The organism is Bradyrhizobium sp. 2TAF36 (assembly GCF_052114925.1).
Classification (GTDB): Bacteria; Pseudomonadota; Alphaproteobacteria; order Rhizobiales; family Xanthobacteraceae; genus Bradyrhizobium; species Bradyrhizobium barranii.
Genome location: NZ_JBFRFR010000005.1, coordinates 46,476 through 61,426 on the forward strand (window position 1 = coordinate 46,476; position 14,951 = coordinate 61,426).

General features: G+C 64.7%; 17 protein-coding genes. 5 read left to right on the forward strand and 12 right to left on the reverse strand.

Annotated features, from left to right (window positions below; all coding sequences use genetic code 11):
* Nucleotides 1-6: 6 nt before the first annotated feature.
* Nucleotides 7-636, reverse strand: coding sequence for a CvpA family protein (locus AB4Z51_RS03905; RefSeq protein ID WP_071914705.1), 630 nt, complete (start codon nucleotides 634-636; stop codon nucleotides 7-9).
* Between the two features lie 166 nt (nucleotides 637-802).
* Nucleotides 803-2,251 carry a DNA repair protein RadA gene (radA, locus tag AB4Z51_RS03910; RefSeq protein WP_354117583.1) on the reverse strand — a complete coding sequence of 483 codons (1,449 nt, stop codon included), beginning with the start codon at nucleotides 2,249-2,251 and terminating at the stop codon, nucleotides 803-805.
* Between the two features lie 202 nt (nucleotides 2,252-2,453).
* Between radA and AB4Z51_RS03915 the strand changes: the two genes are divergently transcribed.
* Both AB4Z51_RS03915 and AB4Z51_RS03920 read left to right on the forward strand, forming a co-directional pair.
* On the forward strand, nucleotides 2,454-3,611 hold the full coding sequence (locus AB4Z51_RS03915; RefSeq protein ID WP_441497067.1) for an ABC transporter substrate-binding protein: 1,158 nt from the start codon (nucleotides 2,454-2,456) through the stop codon (nucleotides 3,609-3,611).
* A complete protein-coding gene (locus AB4Z51_RS03920) occupies nucleotides 3,611-5,689 on the forward strand; it encodes a putative bifunctional diguanylate cyclase/phosphodiesterase (protein ID WP_439034762.1) in 2,079 nt (692 codons plus the stop codon). The genes AB4Z51_RS03915 and AB4Z51_RS03920 overlap by 1 nt, the downstream gene beginning before the upstream one ends.
* A gap of 6 nt (nucleotides 5,690-5,695) precedes the next feature.
* Here the strand turns inward: AB4Z51_RS03920 and AB4Z51_RS03925 are convergent, their stop codons facing one another.
* From AB4Z51_RS03925 to AB4Z51_RS03960, 8 genes are all read right to left on the reverse strand, one after another.
* On the reverse strand, nucleotides 5,696-6,421 hold the full coding sequence (locus AB4Z51_RS03925) for a sulfite exporter TauE/SafE family protein (RefSeq protein ID WP_439034763.1): 726 nt from the start codon (nucleotides 6,419-6,421) through the stop codon (nucleotides 5,696-5,698).
* 104 nt (nucleotides 6,422-6,525) lie between these two features.
* Nucleotides 6,526-6,972: a ribose 5-phosphate isomerase B gene (gene rpiB, locus AB4Z51_RS03930; protein ID WP_085402833.1), complete on the reverse strand. Its 447-nt coding sequence runs from the start codon at nucleotides 6,970-6,972 to the stop codon at nucleotides 6,526-6,528.
* A 68-nt stretch (nucleotides 6,973-7,040) separates the two neighbouring features.
* Nucleotides 7,041-7,835 carry a transporter substrate-binding domain-containing protein gene (locus tag AB4Z51_RS03935; RefSeq protein ID WP_071914695.1) on the reverse strand — a complete coding sequence of 265 codons (795 nt, stop codon included), beginning with the start codon at nucleotides 7,833-7,835 and terminating at the stop codon, nucleotides 7,041-7,043.
* Between the two features lie 19 nt (nucleotides 7,836-7,854).
* The gene (locus AB4Z51_RS03940) at nucleotides 7,855-8,613 is read right to left on the reverse strand and encodes an amino acid ABC transporter ATP-binding protein (RefSeq protein WP_439034764.1); all 759 of its coding nucleotides are present in this window, start codon (nucleotides 8,611-8,613) and stop codon (nucleotides 7,855-7,857) included.
* 1 nt (nucleotide 8,614) lies between these two features.
* Nucleotides 8,615-9,283 (reverse strand): amino acid ABC transporter permease, encoded by a 669-nt coding sequence (locus tag AB4Z51_RS03945; RefSeq protein WP_439034765.1) that lies wholly within the window; start codon nucleotides 9,281-9,283, stop codon nucleotides 8,615-8,617.
* Between the two features lie 7 nt (nucleotides 9,284-9,290).
* On the reverse strand, nucleotides 9,291-9,974 hold the full coding sequence (locus tag AB4Z51_RS03950) for an amino acid ABC transporter permease (RefSeq protein WP_439034766.1): 684 nt from the start codon (nucleotides 9,972-9,974) through the stop codon (nucleotides 9,291-9,293).
* A gap of 10 nt (nucleotides 9,975-9,984) precedes the next feature.
* A complete protein-coding gene (locus tag AB4Z51_RS03955; RefSeq protein ID WP_441268838.1) occupies nucleotides 9,985-10,938 on the reverse strand; it encodes an NAD(P)-dependent oxidoreductase in 954 nt (317 codons plus the stop codon).
* A complete protein-coding gene (locus tag AB4Z51_RS03960; protein WP_208086404.1) occupies nucleotides 10,938-11,678 on the reverse strand; it encodes a FadR/GntR family transcriptional regulator in 741 nt (246 codons plus the stop codon). The genes AB4Z51_RS03955 and AB4Z51_RS03960 overlap by 1 nt, the downstream gene beginning before the upstream one ends.
* A gap of 180 nt (nucleotides 11,679-11,858) precedes the next feature.
* On the opposite strand from AB4Z51_RS03960, the gene AB4Z51_RS03965 reads away from it, so the two are divergent.
* The 3 genes from AB4Z51_RS03965 to AB4Z51_RS03975 all read left to right on the forward strand — a co-directional run bounded on the left by AB4Z51_RS03965 (nucleotide 11,859) and on the right by AB4Z51_RS03975 (nucleotide 13,535).
* A complete protein-coding gene (locus AB4Z51_RS03965; RefSeq protein WP_208086405.1) occupies nucleotides 11,859-12,176 on the forward strand; it encodes a hypothetical protein in 318 nt (105 codons plus the stop codon).
* A gap of 77 nt (nucleotides 12,177-12,253) precedes the next feature.
* The gene (locus tag AB4Z51_RS03970; RefSeq protein WP_441268198.1) at nucleotides 12,254-12,622 is read left to right on the forward strand and encodes a GFA family protein; all 369 of its coding nucleotides are present in this window, start codon (nucleotides 12,254-12,256) and stop codon (nucleotides 12,620-12,622) included.
* Between the two features lie 100 nt (nucleotides 12,623-12,722).
* Entirely contained in the window at nucleotides 12,723-13,535 is an 813-nt protein-coding gene (locus AB4Z51_RS03975; protein ID WP_208086406.1) for a DUF4886 domain-containing protein, read from the forward strand.
* Between the two features lie 142 nt (nucleotides 13,536-13,677).
* Here AB4Z51_RS03975 and AB4Z51_RS03980 read toward each other — a convergent pair whose 3' ends face one another.
* Together AB4Z51_RS03980 and AB4Z51_RS03985 are read right to left on the reverse strand one after the other, a co-directional pair.
* Nucleotides 13,678-14,454, reverse strand: coding sequence for an exodeoxyribonuclease III (locus tag AB4Z51_RS03980; protein ID WP_208086407.1), 777 nt, complete (start codon nucleotides 14,452-14,454; stop codon nucleotides 13,678-13,680).
* A 68-nt stretch (nucleotides 14,455-14,522) separates the two neighbouring features.
* On the reverse strand, nucleotides 14,523-14,903 hold the full coding sequence (locus tag AB4Z51_RS03985; RefSeq protein ID WP_208086408.1) for a hypothetical protein: 381 nt from the start codon (nucleotides 14,901-14,903) through the stop codon (nucleotides 14,523-14,525).
* Nucleotides 14,904-14,951 lie beyond the last annotated feature (48 nt).

Sequence of the window (14,951 nt, forward strand, 5' to 3'; positions counted from 1 at the left end):
GCCTAATCAACGCGCCGCAGGTTTCTCGATCAGCTTCTTGAGGCTGTCACGAGCCGGTTTGCTGTATCCGTCGCCAGTGCCCGAAGGCTGCTGTTCGGAATCAGCTTGATCATCATCTGGTTTGTTTTTCTTGAATCTCTTCAAGATGGTGTTCTCGGGGTCGTCAGGCAAGAGGGCCATCAGCCAATCCCCGGTTCCCTGGAGCACCACGCGAGATTTGGCTCCCGTGACCCAGTCCGGGCGCTGCTTGTCCGGCACCAGCCAGGTGAAGAACAGGAACGCGACCACGACGATCAAAAGCCCGCGAGCGAGGCCAAACAGGAAGCCCAGGGTGCGGTCCAGCGCGCCGATGCGCGAATCCAGGATCATGTCGGAGATCCGGACCGTGATCACGGAAACCACGACCAGGGTGCCCACGAACACGCCGGCGACCACGACGACGCTCGCCACCGTGTCGTTGTTGAAATAGGTCTTTGCGGTCGGCAGCAGCTTCGAGAACGAGTACAGCGTCACGATCGCCGCTGCGCCCCAGGCCGCGATCGACAGGATTTCGCGCATGAAGCCGCGGACCATGGCGAGCAGGCCCGAGATCAGCATCACACCGAGCAGGATCAGGTCGAGGAGTGTTACTGGCATCGGCTGGTCGGGTCCGCTCGTACTTCAAAGGTGCTCAGCGAATCGGTGCTTGGCCGTGGCCCTAAGTGAGGGCCAGACGGCGTTCCCGGCAAGGCCGCAACCACGCAATCCCATGCTGCTTTTGTGACGGCTGTATAGCGGTGGGGGCGGAGGACGTCACCTCCGCCTAACCCTCTCCACGGCGGAATCTTGCCGGTGTGGCATTTTTCTCCGCCGGCGGGCTCTGTTCGCCGCGGCGGGAGCCCCGGGCCGCGATCTCGGCCACCAGTGTCGTCAGGCTGTTGATCGCGTTCAGGGACAGTCCGGCGTCGCCGCCGGCATCGCCGCCCCGGGCCGATTCGGGCAGCACGGCGCGCTTGAAGCCGAGCTTGACCGCTTCCTTGAGCCGGGCCGGGGTCTGCGCCACCGGGCGGATGACGCCGGACAGCGAAATCTCGCCGAAATAGACGGCATCGGTGGGTAACTGCGCATTAACCAGGGATGAAACCAGTGCGGCCGCAGCGGCCATATCGGCCGCCGGCTCGTGGATGCGCAGGCCGCCCGCGACGTTCAGATAGACGTCGTGGCCGGACAGCTTGACCCCGCAATGGGCCTCCAGCACCGCCAGCACCATGGAGAGCCTGCTCTGATCCCAGCCGACCACCGCCCTACGCGGGGTGCCGAGCGAGGTGGGGGCGACCAAGGCCTGCAATTCGACCAGAACGGGCCTCGTGCCCTCGATGCCCGCGAAGACTGCGGTGCCCGGCGTGCCCAGGTCGCGCTCGGACAGGAACAGCTCGGAGGGATTGGTGACCTCGCGCAGGCCAAGGCCAGTCATCTCGAACACGCCGATCTCGTCGGTCGGGCCGAAGCGGTTTTTCACGGCGCGCAGGATGCGGAATTGCTGGGAGCCTTCGCCCTCGAAGGACAGCACCGCATCGACCATGTGCTCGACCACGCGGGGGCCGGCGATCTGGCCGTCCTTGGTGACATGGCCGACCAGGATGATGGCAGCACCCGTCTTCTTGGCGAAGCGGATCAGCGCCTGCGCCGAGGCGCGCACCTGGGTGACCGTGCCGGGCGCGGATTCCACCGTGTCGGTCCACATGGTCTGGATCGAGTCGATCACGATCAGCCGCGGCACCGCGCCTTCCGACAGCGTCGAGACGATGTCCTCGACAGAGGTCTCGGCCGCGAGCTGCACCGGCGCGTCCGACAGGCCGAGCCGCTCGGCGCGCAGGCGCACCTGGGCGACCGCCTCTTCGCCGGAGATGTAGACGATGCGGTGGCCGGCGCGCGCCATCATGCTGGTGGCCTGCGTTAGCAGCGTCGACTTGCCGATGCCGGGATCGCCGCCGACCAGCAGCACCGAGCCGCGGACGAAGCCGCCACCGGTGACGCGGTCGAGCTCGGTCATGCCCGAGGACAGGCGAGGAGCGTCCTGGGTCTTCCCCGACAGGCTCTCCAGCGCAAACGTCCGTCCCTTGCGCTTTGAGCGGATCGAGACCGGCACGCTGCCGGTCGTGTCCTCCTCGGCAAGCGTGTTCCACTCGCCGCAGGATTCGCACTTGCCCTGCCAGCGGTTATAGGCCGCGCCGCAGTTCTGGCAGACGAAGGAAAGCGTGTTCTTGGCCATGGGGACAGCGAGTCGAGGGTTTCAGGTTTGCTGATAGCACGGAATGACGGGCGAGACGGCGATCGCCGGCACCCCCATTAGCCCAATTCACCGCAGCCGATACACCCTTTGTTAGCTCTACGCCGCCGCGCCGTTCCGGACTTTGCCAAATGTTAGCGGACGCAGGTCCAGTTTCGAAACCGATACGGGATGGCGAAAACGAATGACGGTAGTCTTGCGGATAATGCTCGCCGTGGGCATGGCCTGCGGCTTTCTTCTGCCGGTTGGCGGCGCCGTTGCGGCCGAAGCCGGGCGTCTCAACATCGTTTTCGTCAACCCCGGCAAGACCGGCGAGGTCTACTGGGACATGGTCGCGCAGACCATGCAGGCCGCGGGCCGCAAGCTCGACGCGCATGTCGAGGTGCTGACCAGCGAGCGGAATTACCGCACCATGCAGGAGCTTGGCTTCGGCGTGGTGGCACGCGCCGACAAGCCGGACTTCCTCATCCTGTCGAATGAGGAATCCGCTGCCGTTCCCATCCTGGAAGCGGCCGAGGCCGCCGGGGTCAAGACGCTGCTGCTCTCGAACACGCTGATCGGCGACGACGCCGCGCGCCTCGGACCGCCCCGGCAAAAGCTCAAGACCTGGCTCGGCGACATCACGACGGATCTCCAGACCGCGGGTGCGAGGATGGCCAATGCCTTGATCAAAGTGGCGCGCGCCGAGAAATGGCAGAGCCCGGACGGCAAGATCCACATTCTCGGCATCGGCGGCGACGAGATCACGCCGGCCTCGATCGCCCGCAACGCCGGTCTCAAGCTCGCGGTGGACGCCGCGCCCGACGTGGTGGTGGACCGGATGCTGTTCGCCAACTGGACCCAGTCGGAGGCGGAGCAGGTCACCAGGAATTATCTGAGCTGGGCCGCGCGCAAGGAGATCCGGCCTGCCGGCATCTGGGCCGGAAACGATCCGATGGCGCTCGGCGCGCTTCGCGCGGTGGTCGCTGCCGGCCTCACGCCCGGCCGGAACATCCAGCTGGTCGGCCTCAACTGGTCGGAGGACGCGCTGCGCGAGATCAAGGCGGGCCGTCTGCTCATGACCGATGGCGGACATTTCCTGCTCGGCGGCTGGTCGATCGTCCTCCTGCGCGACTACGCCGACGGCTGCGACTTCGCGGCCGCATCGCCCCGCGTCGAGGCCAAGACGTCTGCGATCACGCGCGACAATCTCGCTGCGGTCGGGGACCTCATCAAGACGCGCGCCTTCGATCGGATCGATTTCGCGCGCTTCAGGGCGAGAGCGGGGCGCTGCGGCCAGTATGATTTCTCCATCGATGCGCTCATCTCTTCGCTGACGCTTCCGGAAGGCGCTGCTGACTGATGCGAAACGGTGACGACATGACCGATCCGGATCGCAAGCAGCAGGCGGCGGCGCCGTCGCGCTCGCGCTCGGTGGTCCGCGCGATGCTCTGGGCCACCGTGCCGGTGCTGCTGGTGGTGCAGCTGCTCGCCTCCGCCGGCGTCGAGGCATCGAGCTTCTGGTCGCAGATCAGGCAGCTCGACGCGCGCATTGCCCGCACGGCCGAGAGCCGCGCCGAGCTGATCGCCGAGCCGCTCTGGAAGATGCGCTACGATCAGGTCACGAGCGTCCTCAACGAGATCATGCACGACGAGACCATTGCCGCGGCGGCCGTTTATGACGACACCGGCGTCGCGATCGCCCGCGTGGTGGCGCGGCCGGCGGACCAGGCGGTATCGGAAGTCTCGCGTCCGATCCGCTACAGCAACGGCAACATCGCCGTGCAGGCCGGTCGTATCGCGATCGCCTATTCCTATGCGACGGTCTACACGGACACGGGCAGCCGGCTGATGTTGCTGCTGGTGGTCGGCCTGCTCGCGACATTTGCCACCCTGATCGCGATGCGGATCTCGGCCAACATCTTCATCGGCAAGCCGCTCACCGCGATCATGTCGGCGATCCAGCGCAGCAAGCAGGACGGGCGCGCCTATCCGGCCGACATCAAATCGACGAACGAATTCGGCCAGCTCGCGCGTGCCTTCAACGCCATGCAGCACACGACGTCGGGGGCGCTCGACCGGCTCGGGCACATGGCCGCGCACGATCCGCTCACGGGCCTGCCCAATCGTCGCTCGCTGTCCGAGCATCTGGTGACCCTGAGCGGCGATGCCGGCTCGCCGGACTCGCTGATCGCCTTCTGCTTCATCGATCTCGACGACTTCAAGGGCATCAACGACACCTTCGGCCATGATGCCGGCGACAAGTTCCTGGTGCACATCTCCGAGCGCCTTCGTGATGCGGTCGAACCGCAGGATTGGGTCGCCCGGCTCGGCGGCGACGAATTCGTCGTCATCCGCCCCGAGGTCAGCAATGAAGCGACCGCTCAGGCGTTCGCGCGCCAGCTGTTAGATGCGATTTCCGAGCCGATCCGGCTGCACGACAAGCAGGTCGTGCCGCGCGCCAGCATCGGCCTTGCCGTGCGCCGCGCCGGCGATCCCGAGCTGTCGCATTTGCCGGCGCTCGCCGACATCGCGCTCTACCATGCCAAGAGCAAGGCGCCGGGCACCGTCGCTGTGCTCGACGAAGCGCTTCAGCGCGACTATCGCCGCCGCCGGGACCTCGAGCTCGCCATTCCCGCGGGCTTCGCCGAGGGGCAGTTCGAGGTCTGGTATCAAAGCCAGGTCGACCTCGGGAGCCAGGCCGTTGTCGGCCTCGAGGCGCTGATCCGCTGGCGCCATCCCGAACTTGGCTTGATCGGTCCCGGCGAATTCCTGTCGCTGATCGAGCGCAGCGGCAACAATGCGCGGCTGACGCGCTACGTGCTGACCGATGCCTGTCGCGCGTTGCAGCGACTGGCATCCGCCGGCAGGCCGCAGATCCGGATCGCGATCAACCTGCCGCCGTCCGAGCTCGCCGACCATTCGCTCGCTGCCGAGCTGCGCGCGACCTGCGCGCGTTTCGATGTCGCGGCATCATTGCTGGAGCTCGAGATCACCGAGGGCTCGCTGATCAACAACATCGCCAGCGCCTCCGAGACGCTGCACCGCCTGCGGCGCCTGGGCGCAACCATCGCGCTCGACGATTTCGGCACGGGCTACAGCTCGCTCGCGCATCTCAGGCGGTTCCCGCTCGACAAGGTCAAGATCGACAAAGCCTTCATCAGCGAGATCCCTGACAGCGCGGAAGACAAGGCGATCGTCGGCGTCATCGCCTCGCTCGCCGGCACGCTAGGGCTGACGCTCGTCGCGGAAGGCATCGAGCGGCCCGAGCAGGCCGACGCCATGCGCGAGATGGGCGTGATGCTCGGGCAGGGTTATCACTACCATCGGCCGCAGCCGCTCGACGCCGTGCTGCAATGGCTCGAAAAGCAGGCGGTACCAACTGAGACAAGCCGCGTCCTCGCCGGCAGCCCGTCGATCGCGCCCGAATTCGCCGCCTGAGCGCGATTACGACTGCGTTGCGTTCCAGAGCATGGAGAGGCCCGCAGCGATCATGATCGCGTCCATCACCACGCGGAACATCTCCGGCTTGAGATGCAGCACGAAGCGCTTTGCGATGAAGGCGCCCGACATCAGCGAGGAGCCTGCGATCAGGCCCTTGATGAAGACGTCAGCGGTCAGCGCGCCGAAACGTTCGAAGGTCACGGACTTCGCGAAATAGAGGCCGAGTGAGGAGGCCGCTTCGGTTGCGAGGAAGGCGCCCTTGGACAGGCCGTAGAACAGGAACAGCGGCACGCTGAGCGGGCCGGTCGAGACCACGATGCCGGTGAGATAGCCGATGATCGCCCCGCCGATCGCGAGGTGCCAGAGATTGGCCTTGAGATCGTGCCGCGCCAGCCAGTGCCGCACCGGCACCATCGCGATCAGGAAGACGCCGATGGCGAGATCGACGGCGTGCGAGGGGAGCGCGAGCAGCGTGCGCGCGCCCAACACGGCGGCCGGAATGCCCGTCACCGAATAGGCCGCGCAGGCACGCCAGTCGACCTCGCGCCACCACGCCAGGATCCGCGAGAAATTCGCCATCACGGAGGCGACCGCCATGATCGGCACGGCTTCCTTCGGCCCATAGGCATAGACCAGCACCGGCATCAGCATGATCGACGACCCCGTGCCGACGATGCCTGAGACGGTGCCGGCGATCAGGCCGACGATGAGGACGAAGAGAAAGGCCAAGGTGCTCTCCACGAATCGGGAGAGTTTAGCCGTGGCCGGCGATGCGGGCGATCCATTCCAGGCGAGGGAACCAATCGCTCAGCGCATGCCATCCCGGCCGGCCGTCAGCCTTGCTCGTCCATGATGCGCAGCTTCTCGACGCGGCGGCGAAAATCCTCGTCCGTCGAGAACTCGGCCGAGAGATAGGACGAGACCAGATCCACGGCGAGCCAGGCGCCGACGATCTGCGCTCCGATGCACATGACGTTGACGTCGTCATGCTCGACGCTCTGATGGGCGGAATGAACATCGTGGCAAACCGCGGCGCGGATGCCCTTCATCTTGTTGGCTGCGATCGAGGCTCCGACGCCGGTGCCGCACACCATGATGCCGCGTGCGGCTTCGCCTGACGTCACCTTCTGAGCCACGGCCCGCGCGATGTCGGGGAAGTCCACCGGCTTGTCGTCATGGGAGCCGACATCGACGATGTCGTGGCCGAGGCTGCGGATGTGATCGATAACGGTCTGCTTGAGCGGCCAGCCGGCGTGGTCGGATCCGATGACGAGACGCATGTGATGTCCTTCTTGATTTTATGTTGGTCGTGACAGCCGCTTCGCGGCTGCCACGATTTTCCCTGGTTTCAGCTGCGCATGTCGGGCGGCAGCTCGACCCCGTGGAATTTCTTGTAGATCGCGTTGAGCTTGCCGTTCTTGACGTTCTCGGTGATCCAGGCGTTGAGCTTGTCCATCAGGCGCTGCTCGCCCTTCTTCAGGCCGATCGCGAGGTCGAAGGTCGCCAGCGGGATCCGGGATTCGAACACGCGCGACGGGTTCTTCACCCCGATCTGGTTGATGATCGTCGCCGACGAGGCGACGCAGTCGACCTGGCCGGAGACGGCCGCCGTCACCATCGTGGCGTCGTCGTCGTAGCGCGAGATCTTGAGGTCCTTGTCCTTCATGTTGGACAGGGTGGTGTCCTGCGTGGTGCCGCGGGAGACGCCGATCGACTTGTCCTTCAAGTCGGGCCAGTCCTTGACGGTCGAGGATTTCAGGCAACCGACGTCGGATTGCAGCGTCGCATAGCGCTTGGTGAAGTCGATGACCTTGGCGCGATCGGGCGTCACCGACAAGGTCGAGATGATGATGTCGGCCTTGCCGGTCAGGACGTTGGGGATGCGTGTCGCGCCGGTGGTCTGGATGAATTCGAGCTCGAGCCCCCAATCCTTGGCGAGCAGTTGCGCCACTTCGACGTCGGAGCCGGTCGGCTTCATGCTGCTGTCCATCATACCCGAGGGCGGAATGGCGACGTCCGTCGAGATGCGGATCTTCTTGGCCTGCGTGATGTCGTCGAGCAGATCGGCCGATGCCGGCGTGGCTGATATCATGACGAGGCCGAACAGCGCGGTGGCGGTCCCCAGCAGTGTCTTGTTTGTCATCCTTGGTTCTCCYCTCCTGTTATGATTTTAAGTTTCCAGTGCCCACGAATTGCGTGAGTTCGGGCGTCGCCGGCGACGTCAGGATCGAGGCGGGGCCGGTCTCGTGGACCTTGCCGCGATGCATGAAGACGATCCGGTCGGCGATGCCTTTGGCAAAACCCATCTCATGGGTGACCATCACCATGGTCATGCCGTCCGCCGCCAACTGCTCGATCACCTTCAGCACCTCGCCGGTGAGCTCGGGATCGAGCGCGGAGGTGACCTCGTCGAACAGCATCACCTTCGGCTGCATCGCGAGCGAGCGGGCGATCGCCGCGCGCTGCTGCTGGCCGCCCGAGAGCTGCTCGGGATAGGCGTGCAGTTTCTCGTCGAGCCCGACCTGCGCGAGCACTTTTCGGGCGAGGTCCCTGGCTTGCGAGGTGGCCATGCCCTTCACGGCGCAGGGGGCGAGCGTGATGTTCTGTTCGATGGTGAGGTGCGGAAACAGATTGTAGCTCTGGAACACAATGCCGACGTCCTGGCGCAGCGCGCGCAGATCGACATCAGGGCGGTCGACGCGATGCCCGCACACAACGATCTCGCCGCCGTCCACCTTCTCGAAGCGGTCGATGCAGCGCAGCGCCGTGCTCTTGCCGGAGCCGGAGCGGCCGATCAGTGCCAGCACCTCGCCGCGTTCGACGGCAAAGGAGACGCCATCGAGCACCCGGAGCGGGCCAAAGCTCTTCTGCACGTCGCGGAGCGACACGATCGGTTCGGAGGAGGAGGGGTTTTTCTGCATGTCAGGCTGGTGCGAGGTTGGACCTGCCACGCCCCATCCGCCGTTCCAGCTTCTGGCTGAACAGGGATAGGGGATAGCACATGGCGAAATAGACGACGGCGATGATCGCGTAGATGGCGAACGGCTCGAACAGCGAGTTGTTGACGATCTGGCCCGACCGCATCAGCTCGACGAAGCCGACCACGGAGGCGAGCGAGGTATTCTTGATGATCTGCACCATGAAGCCGACGGTCGGCGGCGTCGCGATGCGGATCGCCTGCGGCAGGATCACCTTCAGCATGCGCTGGGTCCGGCTCAGCGCGAGTCCTTCGGCGGCCTCCCATTGCGGCTTCGGCACCGACTGGATGCAGCCGCGCCAGATCTCGCCGAGATAGGCCGAGACATAGAGCGTGAGCGAAGCGCCGGCGGCAGCTAACGGCGAGACCTTGAGGCCGATCGCGGCGAGGCCGAAATAGCCGAGGAACAGGATGACGAGCAGCGGCGTACCCTGGATCAGCTGGACGTAGACGCCGCTAGCGATCCGCACCGATTTGAGCGGCGAGATGCGCGCGAGCGCGATCACGAAGCCGACGATGCCGCCGCCGATCAGCGCGATCACGGACAGGCCAATCGTCCACAGCGCGCCCTGGCCGAGGAACATCAGATGATTGATGTTGAGATGTCCGCCCATGGTCATCTCACAACGGCGTGCCGAGCCGGCGCCGGCGCGGAAACAGCGCGAGGCCGAGGCCCCAGAAGCCCGCGCGCATCACCAGCGACAGGATGACGTAGAGCACGGCGACGATGATGTAGGTCTCGAACGCGCGATAGGTGTCCGACTGGATGTAGTTGGCGACGGCGGTGAGTTCTTCCGCCGAGATCTGCGAGCAGACCGAGGAGGCCAGCATCAGCAGCACGAACTGGCTGGTCAGCGCCGGATAGACCTTCTCGATCGCCGGCAGCAGGATGATGTGCCAGTAGATTTGCAGGCGCGACAGGGCCAGTCCTTCGGCGGCCTCGATCTGTCCGCGCGGGATCGCTTCGAAGCCGGCGCGCATGATCTCGGCAGTGTAGGCGCCGACATTGATCGTCAACGCGGCCACCGCCACGGTGAAGGCGGAGAATTTCAGGCCGAGGCTGGCGAGGCCGAAATAGACCAGGAAGATCTGGACCAGCAGCGGCGTGTTGCGGATGGTCTCGACATAGACTTTGCAGGCGCCCGCGATCAGCGAGCTTCGCGAGCCGCGGCCGACGGCCGCGAGCGTGCCGAACAGGGCGCCGAGCACCGTCGCAAAGGCCGCCAACTCCAGCGTCAGCGCCGCGCCGGCCAGAAAATTCGGCCAACGCTCCAGCACCGCGGGAAAGTCGAGTTGGAGGCTCATCGTATCGGCTTCAGCCCGTCACCTGGTTGGTCATGCGGTCATAGACGCGGAACAGCGCTTGATTGCCGTTGCTGCCTTCGCCATGGGCGCGCGCATCGACATATTGGCTGGTGACGAGCGCGGTGCCGGGCAGCGGCACGCTCAGCACCTGTGCGTGCTCCTGCACCAGGCGGAGATCCTTGAGTTGGAGATCGATCCGGAAGCCGGCGGAGACGTCGCCCGCGATCATTGCGGGGCCGAGCTTGTCAAGCATCCAGGACGCGGCGGAGCCGCCGAGCAGAACGCGACGCAGCAGATTGAGATCGATGCCGGAAGCGCGCCCGAGCGCTAGTGCCTCGCAGATCGCCTGGATGTTGATGCCACAGATCAACTGATTGCAGAGTTTCACGGTCTGACCGGCGCCGGCCGCGCCGACATGCGTGATGGTCGTGCCCATCGCGCGGAAGAACGGTTCGGCCTGGGCGAAAGCGGCCGCATCACCGCCGGCCATGATCGAGAGCGCGGCGTTCTTGGCGCCCACCGGCCCACCCGAGACCGGTGCGTCGATGAAGCTGACGCCGGCCTTTTGCAGGTCGGCATGGATGCGGCGGACGGCGACCGGCGAGATCGTGCTCATGTCGACGATCAGCTTGCCGGGCGGGGGAGACTTCAGGAGACCATGTTCGCCGTAAACGGTCGCCTCGACATGAGGCGTGTCGGGCAACATGGTGATGACGATGTCAGCGCCTTGCGCGGCGTCGGCGGGGCTGTTGGCGCCGGCCGCGCCTTCCTTGACGCTGTCGGCCAAGGCTGCTTCGTTGAGATCGAAGACACGAACCGCATGCCCGGCCACCAGGAGGTTGCGCACCATCTCGCGGCCCATCGTGCCGATGCCGATGAAGCCGACATTGCCCTTGTCGTTCCGTCCCATGTCAGTCGTCCGTTTCTTGGTTGATTGGTTTCTTGCTTGTTGGCCTGCCGCGATCAGCCTGAGGCGCTGGTCTTGTCGATGTCGCCGACGACGGCGCGCCTGCGGTATTCGTCGCCGATGGCAAAATGCTTGCGCAGCGTCGCATCTGCTCGCTCGGGGTCGCGCGCGATGATCGCGTCGAAGATGCGCCGGTGGTCGTCGATCAGGTACGTCTTCATCGACGGGAAGGCCTGCACCAGCTCGCGGCGGCTGCGATGCGAATGCGTCAGCAGTCCCGCCAGCGAACCGTGCAGGACCGTCAGCGTTTCCGAATGCGATGCCACGACGATGGCGCGATGGAATTCGAAGTCGGCCATGCCGCCGGCATCCGCCTCGTCGATCGTCTCTCCGATCTTCGCGAGCGCACGCTGCAGGCGTTCGAAATCGGCGATGTTGGCGCGCTCGCAGGCGAGCCGGATCGCCTGACACTCGATCGCGACGCGCGCCTGCATGACGTCATCGAGCATGTCGGCCTGCTGGGCGAGCGCGAAGGTGAAGAAGTCGTTCAGCACTGAGACGTCCGGCTGTGTCACCACAGTGCCGATGCGGTCGCGGATCTCGACGATGCCGAGCACGGTGAGGGCGCGCAGCGCTTCGCGGACGATCGGCCGGCTGACGCCGAGGAGGGTCGCCAGCTCGCGCTCGGAAATCAGGCGGTCGCCGGGCTTGAGCGAGCCCGCAAGCAGGCGTTCGCGCAGGAAGGCGAACACCTTCTCGAACCCTTTTTCGCCCTCAGCGGCCCGCTTCACTTCCATCCCGGTCTCTTTTTGGTCTGATCTTGGTCAGACCAGTAGGCTAACCAGAGCGTCGGCGTCAAGAGCCTTGGTTAATTGCGGGTGTCGCAGGCGCGGCCAATCCGATCGGTTCCCCGGCCGGATCCTTCAAATTTGAGGCGTATTGATCGGAGCGCTCACTCAAAGAACTTGAGGTCCGCGATGCCCGATCATCGTTCTTTCTCCGCCCTCGACCGTCATGCGGCGCTCAGCGGATCCGACAACGGCTTTCCCTGGTATGCGAGCGCGATGCTCGCGGTCGAAGCGAGCGAGGTGGTGCGGCTGCGCTGCGAGAAGCTCAGCCACGGCGACGAGGGCGCCCGGCAGGAGGCCGCGCTGATGGTCAGCGAGAAGATCGCCGCGGCTTTCGAGGCGGCCGCGAGCCTGCTTGCGGGAGCAACGCCGGCCGCCATCGTCCAGCGCTATCGCGAGCACGTGGCCGCGAACGCCAGGCGGCTGTCCGCGAACGAGGCTCCATGACCGAGTTGCGCTGCTGACAGCATGTTGGCAGCAGGGGCAGGCTACGACCATCTCCTGACAAAACGGAGAGCGGGTCCATGCCGATCGAGGCAAGCTGTCATTGCGGTGAGACGGTGTTCGAGGTGACGGAGGTGCCGGCGAGCGTGACGCGCTGCACCTGCTCACTCTGCGTCAAGCGGGGCGCGTTGTGGGCCTATTACACGCCGGCGCAATTTCGCCTGCTGTCGCCGCCGGAAAATGTCGCGACCTATCTCTGGGGCAGCCGCACGGTCAAACATCATTTCTGCGCGAGCTGCGGCTGCGGTACCTATTCGGAGTCGCCGGACTGGTCGACCGGCAAGGCCGATTTCGACAATCCCAAGGTTGCCGTGAACGCGCGGCTGTTCGACGATTTCGATCTCGATGCCGTGCCGGTGAATATGATCGACGGCAGGAATTTGTGGTGAGCATGCAGGGCGCGCGCATGTCCGCTGCGCGTTTGTGACCTTGAGGCGATTTTGAAAAGCTGATTTGGTCCGGCCCCAGAGAAAAAGGGGGGAAGCCACGATGCGTCTTTTTGCGCGAGTGATGCTCGCAATGTGTCTGGCCGTTGCAGCCGGCTTCAACGCGCAGGCGCAGACCAAACCGAAGGTCACGACATCGGGACCTGACTTCCTCAAGGCCGCGCTGTTCGTCGGCAACAGCTTCTTCTACTACAACAACGGCATGCCCGGGCATCTCTCCTTCATGGAGCGCGCGGCTGATGCTGACAACAAGGCGGCGTACCGCAACACCATGGCCACGATCGGCGGCTCCGGCCTCGATTGGCACGACATGGACAACCTGCTGCGGCCGGGCGGCATCGGCGCCTATTCCTTCGACGACCAGAACAACGTCGTCTTCAACAAGCCGGGCAGGCAGTTCGATGCCGTCGTCATGATGGATTGCAGCCAGTGCCCGATCCATCCGCAATTGAAGGACGCGTTCGCGACCTTCGCCAAGAAGGACAGCGAGATCGTCCGTGCCCACGGCATGCGGCCGGTGTTCTTTATGTCCTGGGCCTATGCCGACAAGCCGGAGATGACCGAGGCTCTGGCCGAGGCCTATACGACCGCGGGCAATGCCAACGATGCGCTCGTGATCCCCGCAGGCCTCGCCTTCGCGCGCGTGCGCAAGCTCCAGCCGGAACTCAATCTCTATGCGCCGGACAAGCGGCACCCGAGTCCGGCGGGCACGTACCTCGCAACCTGCGTGACCCTCGCCGCGCTGACCGGGCGCTCGCCGGTCGGCAACTCCTATACGATAGGCTTGGATGCGGAGACCACCCAACTGCTGCAAAAGGCGGCGTGGGATACGGTGCAAGACTATTACGGGCGGTGATCTCGGGTGATCTCGTAGGGTGGGCAAAGCGACTTGTCCACCGTAGCTCGAAGAGCGAAGGCGGAAGCGTGCCCGCCACCTTACTCGCGATAGAAGATGGTGGGCACGGCGCGAGAGCGCCTTTGCCCACCCTACGGCACCGTCAACGCTCCTTCAGCACCACCCACGCCGGCGCGTGATCGCTCGCACCATCTTCGCCGCGCACCTTCTTGTCGACACCTGCCCTGGCCAGCCGCGAGACGAGGGCAGGGCTGAGCAGGAGATGATCGAGCCGCAGGCCGGCATCGCGCGGCCAGCGGTTTCGCTTGTAGTCCCAGAACGTGTAGATGCGCTTGTCCGGATTCAGTTCGCGGATCGCATCACACCAACCCTGTTCAATGAGCGAGGCAAATGCAGCGCGGCTCTTCGGCTGAATCAAGGCATCCTTGTCCCATGACCGCGTCGGATAGATGTCGATCTCATCAGGCGCGACGTTGTAGTCGCCGGCGAGCACCACGGGCAGATCCTGCTTGATGAAGGTCTTGGCGTGGCGCTTGAGCCGCGCGAACCAGTCGAGCTTGTAGTCGAATTTCGGTCCCGGCTGCGGATTGCCGTTCGGCAGGTAAATGCTGGTGACGATGATTCCGCGCACGGCGGCCTCGATGTAGCGGGCTTCGCGATCATCAGGCTTTCCCGGCAAGCGATCGCGCGTGAGAATGGGCTCGGCATTGCGGGCGAGGATGGCGACGCCGTTCCACGTCTTCTGTCCACACCACACCGCGCCGTAGCCGGCCCTTTCGATGGCTGCCGCCGGAAATTCGCCGTCGGCTGCCTTCAGTTCCTGGAGCGCGACGACATCAGGCTTCGCCGCGCTCAGCCAACGCAACAGGTTGGGCAGGCGGCGGTTGACATTGTTGATGTTGAACGTCGCGATCCTCATGGGCCCAACGACTGGAAATCTTCAGAAATGACTCGCAACCGTTGTCATCGGCGTTCCACGATGTATGCTTACAACCCAAAATTGCCGATCGACACGATGGAGGTTTGACGATGACCAAGCTTTGCCTTGCCGTAGTCGTGGCCGCAACCGCATTTTCCGGAGTGGCTCTTGCTGCCGAGAAAATGGAAATCGCCTGTAGGGTGGAATATTTCAAATACTGCCCCAGTGTCGTGCCGGGGGGCGGGCGCATTGTTGCTTGCCTGAACAGGTACAGGAGCCATATCGGCAACGCGTGCAAAGAGAGCATGGATGCGTGGGTTATCGATAACAAGGTGCGCGGATAATCGAGCGCGATGAGATCGACGAAGCGTCATCGCCCCTAGCGACATCAGGCTTCGCCGCGCGGTCGTAGGACAGATTCGGTTGACGTTGAGTGCCGCAATCTTCATGTAGAGATTGCGGCCGCGGTCGTTTGCGCCGCCACCGGAGATCCAAAT